14 protein-coding genes and 1 pseudogene are annotated in these 14829 nt (G+C 40.9%); 9 read left to right on the top strand and 6 right to left on the bottom strand.

Annotated elements, in window-relative coordinates; all coding sequences use genetic code 11:
- Positions 1-16 precede the first annotated feature (16 nt).
- From WKT12_RS08515 to WKT12_RS08485, 7 genes are all read left to right on the top strand, one after another.
- Complete coding sequence (locus WKT12_RS08515; RefSeq protein ID WP_340319422.1) at positions 17-1573, top strand: SusD/RagB family nutrient-binding outer membrane lipoprotein; 1557 nt, start codon at positions 17-19, stop codon at positions 1571-1573.
- A gap of 19 nt (positions 1574-1592) precedes the next feature.
- Positions 1593-2723, top strand: coding sequence for a glycoside hydrolase family 18 (locus WKT12_RS08510; protein ID WP_340319421.1), 1131 nt, complete (start codon positions 1593-1595; stop codon positions 2721-2723).
- 4 nt (positions 2724-2727) lie between these two features.
- Entirely contained in the window at positions 2728-3957 is a 1230-nt protein-coding gene (locus WKT12_RS08505; protein ID WP_340319463.1) for a DUF1735 and LamG domain-containing protein, read from the top strand.
- A 64-nt stretch (positions 3958-4021) separates the two neighbouring features.
- Positions 4022-4942: a DUF4999 domain-containing protein gene (locus tag WKT12_RS08500; RefSeq protein WP_340319420.1), complete on the top strand. Its 921-nt coding sequence runs from the start codon at positions 4022-4024 to the stop codon at positions 4940-4942.
- Between the two features lie 214 nt (positions 4943-5156).
- Positions 5157-7478, top strand: coding sequence for a glycoside hydrolase family 20 protein (locus WKT12_RS08495; RefSeq protein WP_340319419.1), 2322 nt, complete (start codon positions 5157-5159; stop codon positions 7476-7478).
- Between the two features lie 314 nt (positions 7479-7792).
- Entirely contained in the window at positions 7793-8809 is a 1017-nt protein-coding gene (locus WKT12_RS08490) for an AI-2E family transporter (protein ID WP_021970818.1), read from the top strand.
- Positions 8806-9903 (top strand): tetratricopeptide repeat protein, encoded by a 1098-nt coding sequence (locus WKT12_RS08485; protein WP_340319418.1) that lies wholly within the window; start codon positions 8806-8808, stop codon positions 9901-9903. The genes WKT12_RS08490 and WKT12_RS08485 overlap by 4 nt, the downstream gene beginning before the upstream one ends.
- Here the strand turns inward: WKT12_RS08485 and WKT12_RS08480 are convergent.
- The 4 genes and pseudogenes from WKT12_RS08480 to WKT12_RS08465 all read right to left on the bottom strand — a co-directional run bounded on the left by WKT12_RS08480 (position 9858) and on the right by WKT12_RS08465 (position 12701).
- On the bottom strand, positions 9858-11165 hold the full coding sequence (locus WKT12_RS08480; protein ID WP_340319417.1) for an MATE family efflux transporter: 1308 nt from the start codon (positions 11163-11165) through the stop codon (positions 9858-9860). The genes WKT12_RS08485 and WKT12_RS08480 overlap by 46 nt on opposite strands.
- A gap of 8 nt (positions 11166-11173) precedes the next feature.
- A complete protein-coding gene (locus WKT12_RS08475) occupies positions 11174-11926 on the bottom strand; it encodes a biotin--[acetyl-CoA-carboxylase] ligase (protein WP_340319462.1) in 753 nt (250 codons plus the stop codon).
- An 84-nt stretch (positions 11927-12010) separates the two neighbouring features.
- Positions 12011-12298, bottom strand: a pseudogene (locus WKT12_RS08470) (MmcQ/YjbR family DNA-binding protein); the annotation flags it as partial.
- Between the two features lie 37 nt (positions 12299-12335).
- A complete protein-coding gene (locus tag WKT12_RS08465; RefSeq protein ID WP_021970822.1) occupies positions 12336-12701 on the bottom strand; it encodes a YraN family protein in 366 nt (121 codons plus the stop codon).
- A 69-nt stretch (positions 12702-12770) separates the two neighbouring features.
- Between WKT12_RS08465 and WKT12_RS08460 the strand changes: the two genes are divergently transcribed.
- Positions 12771-13004 (top strand): hypothetical protein, encoded by a 234-nt coding sequence (locus WKT12_RS08460; protein ID WP_340319416.1) that lies wholly within the window; start codon positions 12771-12773, stop codon positions 13002-13004.
- Positions 13005-13007: 3 nt separating this feature from the next.
- The gene (locus WKT12_RS08455) at positions 13008-13442 is read left to right on the top strand and encodes a nucleoside deaminase (protein WP_021970823.1); all 435 of its coding nucleotides are present in this window, start codon (positions 13008-13010) and stop codon (positions 13440-13442) included.
- Between the two features lie 37 nt (positions 13443-13479).
- On the opposite strand, the gene WKT12_RS08450 is transcribed toward WKT12_RS08455, so the two are convergent.
- Both WKT12_RS08450 and WKT12_RS08445 read right to left on the bottom strand, forming a co-directional pair.
- Entirely contained in the window at positions 13480-13965 is a 486-nt protein-coding gene (locus WKT12_RS08450; RefSeq protein ID WP_021970824.1) for a dihydrofolate reductase, read from the bottom strand.
- A 23-nt stretch (positions 13966-13988) separates the two neighbouring features.
- Entirely contained in the window at positions 13989-14783 is a 795-nt protein-coding gene (locus WKT12_RS08445) for a thymidylate synthase (RefSeq protein ID WP_340319415.1), read from the bottom strand.
- Positions 14784-14829 lie beyond the last annotated feature (46 nt).

Below are 14829 nucleotides of genomic sequence, written 5' to 3'. Positions count from 1 at the left end.
AAGGGAGACTAATGTCATGAAACAATATATAAGAAATATAACAGCTGGTGCTGCTTTGTTACTGATGGTAGGAAGCTGTACTGATAAATTTGAAGAATATAATACGAATCAGTATCAGATTCATGAAGCTGATCCTGCAACTTTGATGAAATCAATGATTGAAACCATTGTGAATATTCAGCAGAACGATTCTCAGATGCAAGATCAGATGGTGGGACAATTTGGAGGATATTTGTGTCCTTCTAATACATGGAGTGGTACAAACTTCGGTACGTTTAACGTAAGTGATGCTTGGAATGCTACTCCTTGGAATACTAATTTTGAGAAAATCTATGGTAACTTCTTTCAGATACAGGAAGCTACAAATTCAGTTGGTCACTATTATGCATTTGCTCGTATGATTCGAGCTATTACGATGTTGCGTGTGGCTGATTGTTACGGTCCGATGCCTTATAGCCAGGTGAAGAAAGGAAACTTTTATGTGGGTTATGATACTCAAGAACAGGTATATAAGGGCATTTTGGATGATTTGGCTAATGCAGCTGATGTATTGTATGATTACAGTGTAGAAACCAATGGTCATGCTCCGTTAGCATCAAATGATCCTGTCTTCAGTGGTAATTATGCAAGTTGGGCAAAGTTGGCTAACTCAATGCGTCTGCGTGTAGCTATGCGTATTAGTGATTTCTTGCCCGATGTAGCAAAAGCTGCGGCTGAAGCAGCAACTTCACACAGAGCAGGGTTAATCGAAACTAATGCTTATAATGCGATTATGAGTTGTGGTACACAAAATAATCCTTATCAGATTGCTTCTGTAAGCTGGGGAGACTTACGCGTAAATGCAAATATTGTAGATTACATGAATGCATACGAAGATCCTCGTAGAGAAAAGTATTTCAATAAGTCTACTATTTCGGGTATGACAGACAAGTATGTTGGAATGCGTACAGGAGATAAAGATGTAATCAAGGCAAATGCTGGCGGCTTTTCATCTCCTAATGTAACAGCTAATGATCCTATGTTGGTATTCTGTGCAGCAGAAACAGCTTTCTTGCGTGCAGAAGGTAAACTTCGTGGCTGGAACGTAGGTGATAAGGACGCAAAGGCATACTACGAAGAAGGTATCAACCTTTCAATGAGTCAATATAATGTTTCAGATGCTTCACGTGATGAATATATGCAAATTGATGCAGCTCCAATGGTTTCTCACTTGAAAGACAATGTTCAGAATGCCGCAGCAACTATCAGTAATACTGTTTCTGTAAAATGGGATGATTCTGACAATACGCTTACAGGAAAGAACTTCCAGCGTATCATTACTCAGAAATGGATTGCCAACTATCCGCTGGGCTTGGAGTCATGGGCTGAATATCGTCGTACCGGATATCCTGAAATGTATCCTTGTATCGATAACCTTTCTAATAATGTAGTAAGTACTACTCGTGGTATGCGTCGTCTGGCTTTCCCATATACAGAAAAGCAGAATAATAAAGCGAATTGCGATCAGGGAGCTACCGATTTAGGTGGAGCTGATACACCGGCAACCGATTTGAAGTGGGCTAAAAAGAACTAATAACGTTAAATGAAAATTTATGAAAAAGATATCTTTATTATATACCTTATGTTTGTCATTACTGACTTCCATTTTTGTAGGTTGTAGTGATTGGACAGATATGGAAGCAAAGTCGTTTCCAGAAGAAATAACCTCTGATGAATATTATGCTGCATTACGTGCCTATAAACAAAGTGAACACTCTGTAGCTTTTGGATGGTTTGGTAACTGGACTGGAGAAGGAGCTTTTATGAAGAGTTCATTGGCTGGTATTCCAGATAGTGTAGATATTGTTTCTATTTGGGGAAACTGGTCTAATCTTTCTGAAGCTAAAATTAAAGATTTACGTTTTTGTCAGGAAGTAAAAGGAACTCGTTTTACACTGTGCTTTATTATTACTGCTGTAGGTACTCAGATTACTCCTCAAAACGTATACGATACTTGGGAAGAAAAAGGTTATTCATCTGAGCAGGAAGCTGTAAATGATTTCTGGGGATGGCCTAAAGATGAAAGCGATAAAGAAGCTGTAGAAGCTTCTATTCGTAAATATGCTTCTGCTATTGTTGATACTATTAATAAGTATGGATATGATGGATTTGATATCGACTATGAACCTAACTATGGAAATAGAGGTAATATTGTGAATGACGATAACAATATGTTCATATTTGTAGATGAATTAGGTAAACATTTAGGACCTAAATCGGGTACAGGTAAATTGTTACTGATTGATGGAGAACCTCAAAGTATTAAGACAAGACCTGAAATTGGACATTATTTTGATTATTTCGTTATACAGGCTTATAATTCTTCTGGTGATTCTAACTTAGATGGTCGTTTGATTAATGGAGGAGGAGCTGGACCAGGATTAATTCAAACTTATGGTGAAGAACTTGGCGAAGAAAGAGTAACGAATATGACCATAATGACTGAAAACTTTGAAGCAGTTGATGCAGCCATGAATGGAGGTTATCCATATACAGACCGTTATGGCAATTCCATGATGTCATTGGAAGGTATGGCTCGCTGGCAACCTTCAAATGGTTTCCGTAAAGGTGGCGTAGGTACTTATCACATGGAAGCTGAATATGGAACCAGCCCTGAATATAAGAATTTGCGTAAAGCTATTCAGATTATGAATCCTTCTTCACATTCATTACTTAAATATTAATTAGATTATGAAACTGAATTATATAAAAACATTCTTTTGCTCAGCGATGATAGCTGGTATGGGAATATTTGCAGCATGTGATGATGCAGAATATTCTGTTCTTGATACTCATGCTTATATAAATGAAGCACTTGATGGGACAGGTACAAAAGTAACTGTTCAGGCTACAGGAGAAACCACAACTACAATCAATATTCATATGAGTGATGCTGCTTCTGTAGATAGTCATTATAAACTTGTGGTAGATCCTTCTGTATTGGAAACATACAATAAGCAGAATGGTACAAGTTACGTAACCATTCCTGAAGGTGAATATGTTTTACCCGAAGATATTGTTATTAAATCAGGAGAATATAATGCTGAAGAAACAACAATAACTTTGAAAGCTTTTACCAAGGAAATGGTAGATTCGGGAGAAGCTTATGCATTGCCTGTCAGACTGGTTTCGAAAGATGGTAATTATCCTGTCATGGATAATACTGGATCTTATGTGATATTAGCTGAAAATATTATTCAGTTCTCAGCTCCTCAGTTCTATGGAGGTGCTAAGTTGTCTTCACCGGAATATGCTTCAGACCCGAAGAGTTATTCTCAATATACTGTAGAAGCACGTTTCCAGATTAGTGATACTAATAACCGTAACCGTGCCGTATTTACTACCAGTGATGGAGAAGATGGTGGAGGTAGTCTGTTGTTACGTTTTGAAGACCCTCAGTCTGCCAATAATGATCATCCTGCTCACTCATTGGTTCAGATTCAGTTGAATGGTTCATATGTGAATCCAACCAATCATTTTGATGTAAATAAATGGCAGCATATAGCTGTGACTTTCGATGGAACTACTTATCGTATCTATGTAAATGGTGTTGATAGTGGTAAATTGGAAGGTGGAAAACCTTGTTTGAAATTCAAAGGCATTGGTTGGTTTACTGATGGAGATGGAAATCAGTCAGGTTGGTGGAATGGCTGTAAGATTTTGGTAAGCCAGATACGTATCTGGTCTGTAGCCCGCAATGCAGCTCAGATTCAGAACAGTATGACACAGGTAAGCCCGAAAGCTACCGGATTGGAAGCATACTGGCGTATGGACGAAGGTACAACCGAACAAAGAAGCGATGGTACTTATACTGTATTTAAAGATGTAACAGAACATGGTTATACATTGGAAACCAAGCAAAATGTTACTTGGGTAGATGGTATCTTGTCTACTGATACAGCAACTCCTTGGAAATAAATAATTTTAATAATAATTCACCTCTCTGTCTTTCAGAGAGGTGAATGAAATAAAGACTAATAGTATGAAAAAGTTTTTTCATTATATATTAATGGCCGCCTTGATAGGTGGAACCATTCCTTTTACATCATGTAATGATGATGATGAAAACCAGCTGAATGAATGGAATATGAGCTATATCTCCTTGCTTCCTGTAGATTATTTGAAACCTCTTACTACCGAGTTTACTTTGAATCATGCAGAAGGTACAGGAGTAGAAGGTAAGATAGACTTTCAGTTCATGGCTGTTTCATCAAAACCAGTAGAGCAAGATGTAACTGTAGATATTGAAGTGACTACAACTCTTCCTATCAGTGCAGATAAAATTGCTTTGAGTTCACAGAAGGCCGTAATAAAAGCTGGGCAAAAACAGTCAGAACCTATTACTTTAAGTATTACTGACTGGTCTGAATTGGCTGATAATAAAGAAGCTGCTGAATACACTCTTAGCATAAACATGAAATCTATAAATTCGAATGCTCAGGGAGTTACTTTTAGCGAATTTAATAAAGGGTTTGCATTTACTGTGAAGAAAACAGCCGAGAAACCCAAACAAGATGTACTGGTTACTACGCCGAAAGAATGGATTTTTACTTTCATGGACGGAGTAGAAAACCCGGGAGCTAACACTGTGGCAGGTACAGGAAGTAATGATGTAGCTACTAATGGAGTGCCTTTCTGGCTTACAGTAGATTTTAAATCTGTAAAAACTATATCAGGTATACAGACTCAGCATTGGGCAAATCAGTATGCTCCAACTAAAGTAGAATTATTTACTTCAGAAAATGGTACTACTTGGGAGTCTATAGGAGTATTCGAAACAAGTGGTTATACCCAAACTATCAAATTTGATCAGAGAATAGACACTCGTTTCTTGAAATATCAGATGATTGATGTTCCTGGCCGTGTAGATATTACAAGATTTTCGGTATATATGTATCAGTAAAAAATTATTTTATTGATTAAAATAAATAAGAAGCAACCGATATTGTTTACCGGTTGCTTTTTTATTTTAAAATAAAATGCCCATATAGAAACACTATTGCAGTGTTTAAAGGTAGCGACTCTTTATATAGATGTTCCGAAAAAAATAATAAATTTGTTATCATTAGATTAATGGGGGATAAATAATTAATTTGTTAACTAATCAATCATTTTAAATGAAAAAACAGTACATTTTAGGGCTGATCCTTCTGTGTGGAGGACTCTTTTCTTGTTCGTCAGGAGTAAAAAATCAGGCTGATTTTGACGTTATTCCGTTACCACAAGAAGTACAGACAGCTTCTGCTGGTGACTTTGTCTTGAGTAATAATACGGTTATTGCTTATCCAAAAGGTAATGATGCAATGAAGCGTAATGCTGAATTTTTGGCTGAATATATCAAAGAACAAACGGGTAAAAATGTTCAGCTTACAGACGAAATTCCTTCATCGGGTGCGATTGTTTTGTCACTTGGGCTGGACAATGCTAATAAGGAAGCATATCATCTGGAGGTTACTAAACAGCAGATTACTATTACAGGGGCAACGGAAGCCGGAGTCTTTTATGGTATTCAGACATTGCGTAAGACTATGCCTGTTGCAGAGGGTGATGTACTTTTTCCTTCTACTGTCGTAAACGATTATCCTCGCTTTTCTTATCGTGGAGTACATCTGGATGTTTCTCGTCATTTCTTTCCGGCAGATTCTATCAAACGTTTTATAGATATGCTTGCCTTACATAATATCAATCGGTTCCATTGGCATCTTACGGATGATCAGGGTTGGAGAATTGAAATAAAGAAACGTCCGGAACTTACGACCATTGGCTCCAAACGTGCAGGAACGGTTATCGCTCGTAATTCAGGAGAATATGATAATGTAGAATATGGAGGTTTCTATACTCAGGAGGAGGCACGTGACATTGTAAAATATGCCCAAGAACGGTTTATTACAGTTGTGCCTGAAATTGATTTGCCCGGACATATGCAGGCAGCATTGGCAGCCTATCCTTATCTGGGATGTACGGGCGGACCATATGAAGTCTGGAAGCAGTGGGGAATTTCAGACGATGTATTGTGTGCCGGAAACGATGAAACTCTTAAATTCATCGAAGATGTTTTAGGAGAAATAGTAGATATTTTCCCTTCTGAGTATATACATGTAGGTGGGGATGAATGTCCTAAAGTACGTTGGCAGAAATGTCCGAAATGTCAGGCTCGTATTAAGGCTTTGGGAATTAAAGCAGATGACAAGCATACAGCCGAGCAGAAATTGCAGTCCTACATTATTGGATATGCGGAGAAATTCTTGAACAGTAAAGGACGGAAAATAATAGGTTGGGACGAAATTTTGGAAGGAGAACTAAGTCCTACCGCAACAGTTATGTCGTGGAGAGGGAGTGAAGGAGGTATTGAAGCTGCCAAGCTGGGTAATGATGCCATTATGACTCCTGCTTCTCATTTGTATTTCGATTATTATCAGACAATAGATACAGAAAATGAGCCTTTAGCTATCGGTGGTTATGTATCTGTAGAAAGAGTTTATAGCTATGAACCGGTCGATCAAAGTCTGACAGCAGACGAAGCTAAGCATATTATTGGTGTTCAGGCTAATTTGTGGACGGAATATATTCCTACCTATAGCCAGTTGGAGTATATGGAACTGCCTCGTTTGGCTGCATTGTCTGAAGTTCAGTGGACTTTGCCGGCGAAAAAGAATTATGATAACTTCTTGCAGCGTTTGCCTCAGTTAATATCAATTTATGACCTGAAGGGATATAATTATGCAAAGCATGTTTTTAACGTCAAGGCTGAATATATTACCGATTACGTAGACAATTCAATAAAGGTTGTATTGTCTGCAATTGGCAATTCACCGATTTATTATACACTCGATGGTAGTGAACCTACAGAGAAATCGCAACAATATAGTGATACACTTTCGTTAAAAGAAAGTTGTATCTTGAAAGCTATCACTATCCGCAATAATAAAAAGAGTGATGTTCTTACCGAAAAAATCGATTTCAATAAAGCTACTGCCAAACCTTTGACTTTGTTGCAACCAATCAATGAAAAATATAAATTCAATGGCGAATATACATTAGTAGACGGACTGAGTGGAACACCCAACTACAGAACAGGACGGTGGATTGCATTTTATAAAAATGATATGGAAGCAGTCGTTGACCTAAAGCAGGAAACTTCCATTCATAAAGCATGGGTACGGACTTATGTTGAGATAGGAGAAGAAATTTTGGATGTAAGAAGCATTTCTGTATTGGCATCCGATGATGGTAAAACTTTTAAGGAATTGAAAACGGAAGATTTTCCTCCTGTTACTTCTAAAGATAAAAATGGTATTTATACCCATGAATTGGAGTTTAACTCTGTAAATACTCGTTATGTTAAGATTATTGCTAAACCGGAATATAAAATCCCTGCATGGCATTGGGGTAACGGACGACCTGCATTCATTTTTGTTGATGAAATAGGTATCGAGTAAACCGGCAAAGCATACGTAGGTATTGGGAATTTTTTAGGTAAAGTAAGGCATTTTATTGAATGTGGAATTTGAAAAATGCCGGGTCGTTTATGAAACGTTCATTTTGTGCTGAAAGCATGAAGTAACGTTCGTAAACGACCTTTTTTATTATCATATCTTTTTAAAAGACAGGGCGTATGTACTTTTATCGTATGTTCTTATGTACTTTCCGTGGAAAATAAGACATTAAAAAGCTTGCCGATAAGTATAATTCCGTAACTTTGCTCCCGATCGGACAGTCTGTTTGTCATAATTTTAAAAAGAAAATTTGTAGTATGAAAGAGCAATATTGGAAATATTCCTTAGTTATTTTAATCATCGGATTAGGAATTTTGTTGTTTCGTCAGGCACAGCCATTTATGAATGGTATATTAGGAGGATTCACTTTATATCTGTTATTGCGTAATTTTTCGAATTGGCTTCAGAGCAAGATAAAGCCACTTCTGGCAGTCTGGATTATCACAATCGGAGTTACTCTCTTTATCCTGATTCCGTTGTCGCTGTTTAGTTGGGCAATTGTGAGCCAAATTTCGGGAATGCATTTTGATACTCAGTCGATCATTCAACCTGCACGCCAGGTTATTGATGTGATAGAGGAACGCACCGGATTCGATTTGCTGTCAGAGCAAAGCTTGTCGTTTATGGTAGCGCAGGCATCTTCTATCGGACAAAAGATAATGACTGGCGTAAGCGATTTGGTTGTCAATCTCGCGGTTGCCATTATGCTTTTGTTTTTTATGTTGTGGGAAGGCAAGAAAATGGAGCATTATGTATCGACCATTATGCCTTTTACTGAAACAAATAAGCGTGAAGTACTTAATAAAATCCAGTTGATGGTACGGTCGAATGCTATAGGTATTCCGTTGCTGGCTGTTATACAGGGTATTATTTCTTTAGGAGGATATTGGCTGTGTGATGCTCCCAATCCGTATCTGACTGCATTGCTTACAGCATTTGCTTCGATTATACCATTGGTGGGTACTGCATTGATTTGGGTTCCGGTATCTGTTTACTTCCTGATAATGGGTGAATGGGTGAATGCGCTTATCCTGTTGGGATATGGAGGTATTATTATTTCTCAGTGTGATAACTTGATTCGCTTTATTCTTCAGAAGAAAATGGCTAACATCCATCCATTGATTACGATATTCGGTGTTGTGGCCGGACTGCCGATTTTTGGATTCATGGGAATTATTTTTGGACCTTTGCTGGTGTCATTATTCCTGCTGTTTCTTGACATGTTTAGAAAGGAATATCTGTTGGATGGTACAGAAGAGGGAGAGAAGGCATGAAATCAGTATATATACATTCATCGGCCAGGCTAAATTTGGATGTCTTTTTGCGTGAACTGGATGTTCCTTTTCAATTTGAGTTCGAAGGTTACGACGGAGAACGCAGCTATTATTATTTCACTCGTCCGGAAATCTCAACAACTATGTTTGTCATAGCAGAGGGACCGGATGAATATGAAGTCATGATAGACGGACTGGCTTCCTATAACGATTATAAGTTCTTTCCATACCTGATAGACTGTTTGAGTCAGCATCTTAACCATAAGAACTTGACATTTCCCGGTGCTGCGGACCAAACAGTATATCGTGTATACGATGAAGCATGGATTGAAGATGCCATTGGAGAAGAAATAGCAATGCTGAAATCGGCATTGTCTGTGTTTCCACGTTACTATGTGGGGCTTCCATTGGAAGGAACCCCTTATTTGTCATTGGATTTATTGGCGCAATATGGAGTGAATCTTCATTCTTCCACTCCGCGCATTTACGGCTATGTACAGTATATCATGCGGAAAGGGCTGCTTCCACAAGCAACTGAAGCGGAACTGGAAGAAGACCATCGACGGGAAGAGCTGGAAACCGAAGTCGATGTTCCTCAGCATGTTTCCATTGGACGAGTTAAGTCCTGGCAGATAGACGGGGCCGAAACCTGGGAAAGCTATTCGCGTGAAGATACAGAAATGCTGGTGGCTCTCGGTGAAAGTTATCAGGCTGGAGCGGATGTAGCGGGAGTCGTGCTGAACGATTTAGGAACTATCTATCAGGAAGGTATCGGCGTAGAACGTGACGGACTGAAAGCCGAGTACTGGTTCAAGCAGGCTTATCTTCAGGGAGATCATTTATATGCCCCTACAAATTTGGGAGATTTATACCGAAAGGGTTGCGGAGCCTTACCCATATCCCTTCCTTTGGCTTTCGAAGCATATAAAAAGTCGGAAGATATCTATGCTCTTTATCGCATCGGACAAGCTTATGAGGAAGGATGGACCGGTGCACCGGACAGGGAGAAAGCGTTGTATTGGTATCGGAAAGCTGCCGGAAAGAAACATCATCTGGCAGTCCGAAGGCTGGAGGAGTTGAGCAACCAGGCCTGAACGATGCCTCGCAGTGCCAGATAAACGATAAAGCCTAACCACAGTGCATGGTTGTGAAGTGTATGGTGTAGTCCATAATAAATCAGGAAGAAACTTCCGGCAGCTACCACCATTGCTTTCAGCATGATGTTGGTGGAAGTGGTTCCGATGCAGATACCGTCCAGCAGGAAAGCTGAAAATCCGGCAAGCGGAATGGCAAGTACCCAGTAAAAATAATCGCCCGAAGCAGCAATAACCGACAGGTCATTCGTCAACAGTCCTAAAAATCCTTGTCCTCCTATTCCATACAATAGAGTAAAGGCAATCGACAAGGCAATTCCCCAACCGAACAAATGCCGGATGGTACGGTGCAGTTCCTGCTTGTTGCCGGCTCCGATGTATTTGCCGGTCAACGCTTCTCCTGCATAGGCAAATCCATCCATGATATAAGAGAAGAGTGTAAACAATTGCATGAGCAGGGTGTTGACAGCCAGGACTACATCTCCATAGGCAGCTCCGGTAGAAGTAAAGAACACGGTAACGGCAACCAGACACAAGGTTCGGAGGAAGATGTCTCGGTTTACCTGAAACAGGCGTTTCATGGCGTCATGGGTAAAGAGATTTTTCCGGCCGATATATTTTCGTAAAGGACGATAGTAACGCAGCCAGAGCAAGTACGCCATGAAAAGTCCTGCATACTGAGCTATTAGCGTACCCAAGGCAACTCCTTCCACCTTCATGCCAAGAACAAAAACAAAAAGTACACTGGCTGCTATGTTTACAATGTTTTGTGTAATGGCTATGAACATCGGAAAACGTGAGTTCTGCATGCCGATGAACCATCCCGAAAAACTATATAAACCAAGAGTTGCCGGAGCTCCCCAGATGCAAATGTGAAAATATAATGTGGCAAGCTTCTGTACCTCGGCACTGGTATCTATCAGTTCGAAGGCAATGAGCCGTATGGGATATTGTAATACAAGTAGAGCCAGCGCCAGCATCAGGCTGATACCGACCGAACGCAGTAAGATGCGGGTGACTTCCTTTAGGTCGTGACCGCCATAGGCTTGCGCCGTCAGTCCGCTTGTTCCCATACGTAAGAAGCCGAATATCCAGTAGATCATATTGAAAAGCATTCCTCCTACAGCGATGGCTCCGATGTATGAAGCCGAACCGAGGTGACCTACAATAGTAACATCTACCAGTCCCAGCAAGGGAACTGTAATATTCGAAATGATAGAAGGTATAGCTATGTGTAATATTCGTTGGCTGGTAGGTGACATGCTTAGGATTATAATTCGAAAGACACTTCTTTAAACATATATTCTCTTCTCTTTCCGCTCTCATCTTCCAGGATTAAAGCTCCCGATGGTTCTATTCCACAGATGCGTGCACGGAAACTTCCGTCTTTATCTTTATAGGCATAAAAGCCTTCCTTGCGATAGAGTACAGCCTGATAGCGTGAAGAAATCAGTTCTGCATTTCCATTTTTCAGGAGTGAATAGTAGTAGGCGGCACGTTCCATGAATTCATCCAGAATTTCTTTCCGGTCGTAACGCCGTCCGGTTATCTGAAAAAGTGATACCGGATTGGGGGCATCACTCAGAAAGCTTTCCTGATTCAGATTCACGCCTGTGCCCGAAATGGAACGGCTGATGTGTATGCCCGTCAGATCATTTTCTATCAAGGTTCCGCAGATTTTCTTGTCTTTCCAATAAATATCGTTGGGCCATTTGATACGGATTTCGTCGGTATATTGCGACAAGACTTCCTGTAAGGCAAGAGCTGTGATCTGAGAAAGCAGGAATTGTTTCCGAGCCTCCAGAAAGTCAGGATAAACTACAAAGCTGAAAAGTAAGTTTGCTCCGGCTTCCGACTCCCAACTGTTACCTCTCTGTCCGCGTCCCGCAGTCTGGAAGTCGGTATATACGCTGGTTAATTCTGCCACCGAAGTTGTATTACACAATTCGTCCAGGTAGCTGTTGGTCGAGTTTGTTTCGCTTAGAAATATCGGTTCCGGATAATCGGTAGAAAACGTGCCCACGTTTTCAGTAAAACGTGGTGATGTTTTCTCTAAAACGTCCCGTTGTTTTTTAGTAAACTTCCTGACGACTTCTTCATACGAGTGGTCTATCAGTTGACGGATAAGCTGGTCGGGTACATCACTTTCCAGTGCTACCTGATTCCAGTATTTCTTATTGAAATGGTAAGCTCCTTCAATACCGTTGTAATGGTCACGAAGTTCTATGGCATAATCCGGATTACATTTCATGCTGGCATGGTCGGGATGTTCCAGATCGACTAGTAGGAACATACGGTCTACAACTTTAAAGACAAGGCTTGTTTCGTCGAAAGGAAAACATTCGGTTACGGCGGGCTTGCTTAGACAATATTGACGAAGGGTTTCTATATCCATAATTTTTTCTGACTTGACGTTATATTATATGTATGTCTTACCAAATTGGCGGTAAAAAAGCTTCTTCGATATGTTCAATGTGAAAGGGAGGCTCTGTGCCTGTTATTGTAATAATATCGAAGCGAACCGGCAGGTCTATTTCGAACTTCTTGATATATGCATCAGTCGAGATGATGATGTTTCTGATTTTCCGGTCGGTGATAGCCTCTTCCGGCCGGCCGAACTCATCGTTCCGGCGAGTCTTTACTTCTACCACTACCAGTTCACCGTCTTTCTGTGCAACGATATCCAGTTCCCGTTTTCCTGAACGCCAGTTGCGGTGACGAATTGTGTAGCCTTTGCTTATCAGGAATTCAGCAGCTTCTGTTTCCCCTTCTTTTCCCAGTTCGTTGTGCTTAGCCATTTTGTTTTTTGCAAAAATACGTATTTTCTGTTTTGTATTTAGTTGAAGTGTACTAATTTTGTACCTGCAATGATGAATAACGGAAAAAAACGAAAAAAAGTACCACCATCGGTTCCGCCACGTAAGCAGCGGATGGTATGCCTGATGAGTGAAGAAGAAGTGCAGATTGTGGATCGGTATCTGGAAACTTACCAGATAAAGAACAAGGCGCGCTGGCTTCGTGAAACCATATTGGCTTTTATTCATCAGAATATGGAGGACGATTATCCTACTTTGTTTAAGGAGCACGATATGCGCAGATAAGTTATGGCTGATGATGTTTTTTATATGAAGCAGGCCTTAATGGAGGCGCAGAAAGCTGCCGGCAGGGGAGAAGTTCCTGTTGGGGCTGTTGTTGTTTGTCGCGACCGTATCATTGCCCGTTCGCATAACCTGACCGAAACCCTGAACGATGTGACGGCTCATGCTGAAATGCAGGCCATAACGGCTGCTGCCAATGCACTGGGAGCCAAGTACCTGAATGAATGTACGCTTTATGTTACGGTAGAGCCTTGCGTGATGTGTGCTGGAGCAATAGCCTGGGCACAGACGGGAAAACTGGTGTTTGGCGCTGAAGACGAGAAAAGAGGCTATCAGCGGTATGCGCCCGATGCCTTGCACCCCAAGACAGTTGTAGTAAAAGGTGTACTTGCCGAGGACTGTGCAAAGTTGATGAAAGAATTTTTCAAGAAGAAGAGATAAAAATGATAATCCCCGCCGGAAGCGGGGATTTATTGTTTTAGATACGTTCGTAGTCTACAAAATGATAAGCATATTGGTGCTTTTCGTCGGTGGAATGGCTTTCGCGCTGTACTTCCTTCCATTCGTTGAGGTTGATGGGCGGAAAGAAAACATCGGCTTCTTTATCCGCATCCTCTATTTCGGTGATATTAAGCCTGTCGGCAAGAGGCAATGCTTCAGCATAAAGACTTGCTCCTCCTATAATATAGACTTCTTCTTCCTCCTTACATTGGTGCAAGGCATCTTGCAGCGAATGAAAACATTCTGCTCCGGGAAATTCGTGGCAACTACGGCTCAACACGATGTTGCGGCGGTTGGGCAAGGCACCTTTGGGAAGCGATTCGAAGGTTTTTCTTCCCATGATGATGGTATGTCCTGTAGTAAGTGCCTTAAAACGTTTCAGGTCGTTCGGCAGCCAGTATAACAGCTTGTTTTCGAATCCGATTCCTCTGTTTTTGTTGATAGCGACGATAATCGACAGCATATTGTTATGTTGGGTTATAGGGGTTAGACAGATACTTTTCCTGCAATGTGAGGCCACGGATCATAATTTACCAGTTCGAAATCTTCGTATTTGAAGTCGAAGATGTTTTTTACATCCGGGTTCAGCTTCATTTGCGGAAGCGGGCGGGGAGTACGGGTAAGCTGCAAGTCCACCTGTTCTAAGTGGTTCAGATAGATGTGCGCGTCGCCTATGGTGTGGACAAAATCTCCAGCTTTCAGTCCCGTAACCTGTGCCATCATCTGCAACAGCAATGCATACGAGGCAATATTGAACGGCACTCCGAGGAAGGTATCGGCACTACGCTGGTACATCTGAAGGCTCAGACGTCCGTTGGCTACGTAGAACTGGAAGAACATGTGACAAGGAGGCAGATTCATGTTTTTCAGGTCGGCTACATTCCATGCATTGACGATGATTCTGCGTGAGTCAGGATTATGCTTGATAGTTTCCACTGCTTCCGAAATCTGGTCGATGAAACCTCCTTCATAATCAGGCCATGAACGCCACTGGTAGCCGTATATATGTCCTAAGTCACCATTCTCGTCGGCCCATTCATTCCAGATACGTACTCCGTTTTCTTGCAGATACTTGACATTGGTATCGCCTTTCAGGAACCAGAGCAGTTCGTAAATGATTGATTTCAGATGAAGTTTCTTGGTCGTGACCAGCGGAAATCCTTCTTCCAGATTAAAGCGCATCTGATGGCCGAATACGCTGATCGTACCGGTTCCGGTGCGGTCGTCTTTTCTGACACCCTCTGTGCGGATGCGTTGTAATAAGTCCAAATATTGTTTCATGCGGATGAATCTCTTTTATTTTGTTTGCAAAGGTATAGAAAATATC

Origin of the sequence: Phocaeicola sp. HCN-6420 (assembly GCF_037890145.1) — a bacterium.
In the GTDB taxonomy this organism is placed as follows: domain Bacteria; phylum Bacteroidota; class Bacteroidia; order Bacteroidales; family Bacteroidaceae; genus Phocaeicola.
This window is presented reverse-complemented; position numbering and strand designations above follow the sequence as displayed.

Bases quoted from the DNA above. Each gene is read 5' to 3' on its own strand.
- WKT12_RS08515 (WP_340319422.1), top strand. From the start codon at position 17: ATGAAACAATATATAAGAAATATAACAGCTGGTGCTGCTTTGTTACTG.
- WKT12_RS08490 (WP_021970818.1), top strand. From the start codon at position 7,793: ATGAAAGAGCAATATTGGAAATATTCCTTAGTTATTTTAATCATCGGA.
- WKT12_RS08465 (WP_021970822.1), bottom strand. From the start codon at position 12,701: ATGGCTAAGCACAACGAACTGGGAAAAGAAGGGGAAACAGAAGCTGCT.
- WKT12_RS08500 (WP_340319420.1), top strand. From the start codon at position 4,022: ATGAAAAAGTTTTTTCATTATATATTAATGGCCGCCTTGATAGGTGGA.
- WKT12_RS08460 (WP_340319416.1), top strand. From the start codon at position 12,771: ATGATGAATAACGGAAAAAAACGAAAAAAAGTACCACCATCGGTTCCG.
- WKT12_RS08455 (WP_021970823.1), top strand. From the start codon at position 13,008: ATGGCTGATGATGTTTTTTATATGAAGCAGGCCTTAATGGAGGCGCAG.
- WKT12_RS08445 (WP_340319415.1), bottom strand. From the start codon at position 14,783: ATGAAACAATATTTGGACTTATTACAACGCATCCGCACAGAGGGTGTC.
- WKT12_RS08510 (WP_340319421.1), top strand. From the start codon at position 1,593: ATGAAAAAGATATCTTTATTATATACCTTATGTTTGTCATTACTGACT.
- WKT12_RS08495 (WP_340319419.1), top strand. From the start codon at position 5,157: ATGAAAAAACAGTACATTTTAGGGCTGATCCTTCTGTGTGGAGGACTC.
- WKT12_RS08485 (WP_340319418.1), top strand. From the start codon at position 8,806: ATGAAATCAGTATATATACATTCATCGGCCAGGCTAAATTTGGATGTC.
- WKT12_RS08480 (WP_340319417.1), bottom strand. From the start codon at position 11,165: ATGTCACCTACCAGCCAACGAATATTACACATAGCTATACCTTCTATC.
- WKT12_RS08450 (WP_021970824.1), bottom strand. From the start codon at position 13,965: ATGCTGTCGATTATCGTCGCTATCAACAAAAACAGAGGAATCGGATTC.